This is a genomic window from Brevundimonas sp., assembly GCF_018608325.1.
Taxonomy (GTDB): domain Bacteria; phylum Pseudomonadota; class Alphaproteobacteria; order Caulobacterales; family Caulobacteraceae; genus Brevundimonas.
In genome coordinates this window covers 1-2869 of record NZ_JABAZW010000132.1, presented here as the reverse complement: position 1 = coordinate 2869, position 2869 = coordinate 1, and the positions used below count along the sequence as shown (strand labels likewise).

Genomic DNA, 2869 nt, shown 5'->3' with positions numbered 1-2869 from the left:
CTCCGGCCCTGTTGCGATCAGAGGCGCAGGTGGCGCAGATGCTGGCGCGGGCGGTCAGTTTGGGCGCACGCCGGATGTAGAAACGCCGCCCCGTTTTCACGAGGCGGCGCTGAAACGGTTCAAAACCTGTGAGGCTTAGAGACCCTTGGGGTTGGGGCCGTAGCGGTTCTCGCCCGGCTGGCTGTCGGTCAGGCCGATCCACAGCAGGAAGGCGATGGAGATCAGGAAGGCGACGCCGGAAAGCGCGAAGGTAGGTCCAACCAGTGCCAGGGCAGCGGCTGGATTATCTTCGTAGAACTCAGGCGAGCCGCCGCTGGAAATGAAGTTGCCGATCATGAGGGCGAAGCTGACGATGGACACGGCGATGTTGACGCCAAAGGGCACAAGCACCAGCCATCCCGTCCGGCCCATGTCGTGAAGGCGCTTCACCGAAATGGCCAGGTTGGGCCAGATCAGGGCCAATAGAATAAAGCCACCAAGGAACGGGACCCAGAAGAACACGACCGATACGGCGAAGACGATCAGGAAGCCGATCCAGAAATGCGAACGGCGCAGACGGCCGTTGAAATGGAACAGGGCGTATTTGAAATCAAAGCCTGTACCTGCCGGAATAGGCGCGACGCCTGCGACGCCGGTCGAGGTGGGGGCGCCGGCTAGAATCAGGATCTGGGTGGCGATCTCGCCTTCAGGCACGAAGTCGACGCGGACGCCCGCAGCGGGGACAGCCGGAGATTTCAGGGCCTCGGTCGTGAAGCTGTAGCGCGCGCCGTCATCGCCGCTGATCAGCCCGGCGCCTGCCGTGGAATCGTAACTGAGAATTTCGCCACGCAAACGTGTCGCTCCTGAAAACTAGAACGGCTGGGGGTCGCCGTGTGCGCAGCATGAACGACGGGCGCAATTTGAACAAGATGTCGCAGGCGGGGCGGTCAGTCGAAGACGCGCTACGCCCATGTTCCGCGCCTGGCTGATCACAACAGTTCTGACGGGCGTCGCTGCTAGGCGGGCCTGGTCCAGCCGCACGGCGGCGTAATGGAAAGGGTGAAGATGACCGCATTTCATGAGGTTCGCCTGCCTGCGCGGCTGGCGTTCGGGTCGACCGGCGGGGTCGAGCGCAGGACCGAAATCACGACGCTGGCGTCGGGGCATGAGCGGCGTTCGACGCCGTGGGCGCTGGGGCGCAGGCGCTACCTGATCGGGGCGAACTTGAGGTCGCTGGACGACATGGCGGAACTGACAGCCTTCTTCGAGGCGCGGCGCGGGCGTCTGCATGGGTTCCGGTTCAAGGACTTTGCGGACTTCAAATCCTGCAGGCCGGGCGGCGTGGCGGCGCCGACGGATCAGGTGCTGGGCGCGGGCGACGGGACGCGAAAAACGTTCACGCTGATCAAGCGATACGGCGACGTTGAACGCCCCATAACCAAGCCGGTCGCGGGGTCGGTGCGGGTGGCGCTGAACGGGACGGAGACGACGGGTTTCACGGTTGATGCGGCCACAGGACAGGTGACGCTGAACAGCGCGCCGGGGGCAGGCGTGGCGGTGACGGCGGGCTTTCACTTCGACACGCCGGTGCGGTTCGACAGCGACCGGATCGAGACCACGCTGGACAGTTTCGACGCCGGACGAATGGCGGCGGTTCCGCTGATCGAGGTGCGGGGTTGAGGCAGTGGCGAGTGACGAGCGACGAGTGGCGAGCGCCAGGGGCGGCGCATCTTCTCGCCACTGACCACTGACCACTCGCCACTCGCCACTCAAACAGAGGCGACACATGAGAGACGTATCGGAAGAAATGGCCGCCCGCATCGAGAGCGGGGCGGCGTCGCTTTGTCATGTCTGGCGGTTGAGGCGGGCGGACGGGACGGTGATGGGGTTCACCGATCACGATCGCGATCTGGAGATGGACGGCAGCCTGTGCCGGGCCAGCAGCGGCTGGACGGCGGGGGCGGGCGACAGCGCGGTGGGACTGGCGGCGGGATCGGCGTCGGCGGCGGGTGCGCTGGATGACGCCGCGATCACCGAGGCCGATGTGGCGGCGGGGCTTTATGACGGGGCGTCGGTCGAACTGTGGCGCGTGGACTGGTCCGACCCAAGCCTGAAGGTGCGGCTGTGGAACGGGACGCTGGCCTCCATCCGGCGTGAGGCGGGCGCCTTTGTCGCCGAACTGGAAGGGCCGCTGGCGAAGCTGGAGCGGGTGGTCGGGTGGACCTATGGCCGGATGTGCGATGCGCGGCTGGGTGACGCGCGCTGCGGCGTGGCGAATGCGGGGAGCCGCACCTGCGACAAACGTTGGGCCACCTGTGTCGGGACATTCGCGAACGGCGTGAATTTTCGAGGTTTCCCCGATGTGCCGGGCGACGACTTCCTGACGGCCTATCCGGCGGGCAGTGCGCGCAATGACGGCGGGAGCAGACGATGAGCGCGGCGGTCGTGGCCGCTGCGCGGAACTGGCTGGGCACGCCCTATCGCCATCAGGCCAGCGTGAAGGGCGTGGGTGCGGACTGTCTGGGGCTGGTGCGCGGGGTCTGGCGCGAGGTGGCGGGCGAGGAGCCGGAGACGGTCCCGGCCTATTCGGCGACTGGGCCGAGGTCGGAGGCGAAGAGACGCTGCTGGAGGCGGCGGGGCGGTGGCTGAAGCCTGTGCCGCTGGCGGCGATGCGGGCGGGGGACGTGCTGTTGTTCCGCATGTCGCCGGGGGCGGCGGTGAAACACTGCGCCATCATGAGCGCGGTCGAAGGGCCGGAGCCGCGGATGATCCACGCCTATTGGGGGCGGGCGGTGGTCGAAAGCTGGATGGGCGTGTGGTGGCGAAGACGGCTGGAGGCCGTGTTCCGCTTTCCTGAGGAGATGTGAATGGCGCAGGTCGTACTGAGCGC

The 2869-nt window shown here is 66.8% G+C and carries 3 protein-coding genes and 1 pseudogene; 3 read left to right on the top strand and 1 reads right to left on the bottom strand.

All coding sequences use genetic code 11. The features are described from left to right. Positions 1–135 precede the first annotated feature (135 nt). A complete protein-coding gene (locus tag QZ281_RS12905) occupies positions 136–831 on the bottom strand; it encodes a DUF805 domain-containing protein (RefSeq protein ID WP_292228987.1) in 696 nt (231 codons plus the stop codon). A gap of 213 nt (positions 832–1044) precedes the next feature. On the opposite strand from QZ281_RS12905, the gene QZ281_RS12900 reads away from it, so the two are divergent. The 3 genes and pseudogenes from QZ281_RS12900 to QZ281_RS12885 all read left to right on the top strand — a co-directional run bounded on the left by QZ281_RS12900 (position 1045) and on the right by QZ281_RS12885 (position 2846). Then, a complete protein-coding gene (locus tag QZ281_RS12900; protein WP_292228986.1) occupies positions 1045–1659 on the top strand; it encodes a DUF2460 domain-containing protein in 615 nt (204 codons plus the stop codon). Between the two features lie 106 nt (positions 1660–1765). Next, complete coding sequence (locus QZ281_RS12895; RefSeq protein ID WP_292228984.1) at positions 1766–2413, top strand: DUF2163 domain-containing protein; 648 nt, start codon at positions 1766–1768, stop codon at positions 2411–2413. After that, positions 2410–2846, top strand: a pseudogene (locus QZ281_RS12885) (NlpC/P60 family protein). Before QZ281_RS12895 ends, QZ281_RS12885 begins: the two are co-directional and overlap by 4 nt. Positions 2847–2869: the final 23 nt, after the last annotated feature.

Coding starts and splice junctions, on each gene's coding strand:
- QZ281_RS12900 (WP_292228986.1), top strand. CDS start 1,045: ATGACCGCATTTCATGAGGTTCGCCTGCCTGCGCGGCTGGCGTTCGGG.
- QZ281_RS12895 (WP_292228984.1), top strand. CDS start 1,766: ATGAGAGACGTATCGGAAGAAATGGCCGCCCGCATCGAGAGCGGGGCG.